Below are 1,484 nucleotides of genomic sequence, written 5' to 3'. Positions count from 1 at the left end.
CCACCATCCTAACTGCTACTGGAATAGGAGTATTTTTCATAGCATCTAGTGCATTTTTTAAAGTCTTATTTTCCTTAAGCGATTGTACCACATTATTTCTACGCTAAAACGCAAAAAAGCACTCGTTGCCTTTAATTGACAATCAAGTGCTTTAAGTTCATATGTTTTTAAGTAGCATAAATTTGTAAGTTTTGTAGTAACAATATATCTATTTTGTTTTCTGTCCACTTCAAATATATTTTGCTATAGATTTATCAGTATTTATGTTTTTATAGCTGTACAGTAAAATACACTTAAAACAAGCATAATTGTATAAACTACCCCTTTAAAGCTAATATTTCTTCTCTATTATAGTCAATCATTGCTAAAAAGTACTCGTCAAAGTTCTCAAATCTATCTATTTCTTCGCCCGCAAGCCAAATAATCTCTCCTGGTCTAGAAGAAGAAGGTAGACATAAAACAAATAAATCCCTATCAAATTTCGAAACTGCAATTGGTAGTAGCTCATGTCTTAAAACACCACTACCCTCTAAAACAACATCATCTATAGCTTTTAATAGCATCTGAGCATAATCCATTATAGAAGATTCCTTTAATTGCTCCGTACCAAATAAATCCACCGTTTGATAAAAACCTGCCCAACCATTGGCATATTGAAGAAATTCTCGATACATTGAATCAAGTTTATATCCCAATTCTTGTTCAATAGTGCAAATAGATTTTTCATTTGCTCCCACCTCTGGAAAATGGTGTGGCCATATTTTTTCTACATCTTGTTTCATTAGCTCCTGCTTCACTAAAATCATTGTAGCTATCTTATCTTTCCAATTATTCACCGTCTACTCCTCCTCTACAAACTTAAATTTTGTAGGTTTATAACCAATTGGATATTTATTAGCCTGTCCACCTATGCTCATATTAACTTTTGGGTCAAGGTCTAACCAACTATGAGGATCCGGTTTCCCTATCCAAGTTGTATCGGGAACATGACCAACATGTCCCTTGTATGCTTCTCCATTATCGGCAGCACGCTTGCCTTCTAGTCTTGCCGCACGTGAAGCTTCTTGTCTTAATTTACCTTTAGTTGATACTCTTCCTGTTGGTGATAAAGCACCCGCTTCTAAAGCTTTATTAGATCCCTCAACATAAGCCTTAACTTGTGCTATCTGTTCATCTGTCGCTCCTGGTGGTGCTTTGACTTCAACAGGTCCCCCAGTTTTACCCGTACCCTTAGCCACACTACCTTCCTTACTAACTCCTGAACCACCACTACCCTTAGCAAGTTGATAAGCGTCATCCTTAGCTGCCGTACTTGCTTTTGAAAACTTTCCAGCTACTTCTCCAACAGTTGAAGATTCTATATAAGGAAGCCTCATTCCTATTCCAGTATCCACCATCCTAACTGCTACTGGAATAGGAGTATTTTTCATAGCATCTAGTGCATTTTTTAAAGTCTTATTTTCCTTAAGCGATTGTACCACATT

The 1,484-nt window shown here is 36.3% G+C and carries 3 protein-coding genes; all 3 read right to left on the bottom strand.

Annotation, left to right across the window (positions count from 1 at the left end):
• Positions 1-57 precede the first annotated feature (57 nt).
• Positions 58-237 carry a hypothetical protein gene (locus F3I02_RS35085; RefSeq protein ID WP_374058670.1) on the bottom strand — a complete coding sequence of 60 codons (180 nt, stop codon included), beginning with the start codon at positions 235-237 and terminating at the stop codon, positions 58-60.
• Positions 238-317: 80 nt separating this feature from the next.
• Entirely contained in the window at positions 318-836 is a 519-nt protein-coding gene (locus tag F3I02_RS33635; protein ID WP_196478861.1) for an SMI1/KNR4 family protein, read from the bottom strand.
• Positions 837-839: 3 nt separating this feature from the next.
• The coding region (locus F3I02_RS34295; RefSeq protein WP_230876935.1) for a hypothetical protein at positions 840-1,484 on the bottom strand (645 nt) is incomplete at its 5' end.

Source organism: Bacillus sp. SRB3LM, from assembly GCF_015712745.1.
GTDB lineage: Bacteria > Bacillota > Bacilli > Bacillales > Bacillaceae_G > Bacillus_A > Bacillus_A thuringiensis_K.
The sequence above is the reverse complement of the archived record's forward strand: the minus strand, read 5'-3'. Positions and strand labels throughout refer to the sequence as shown.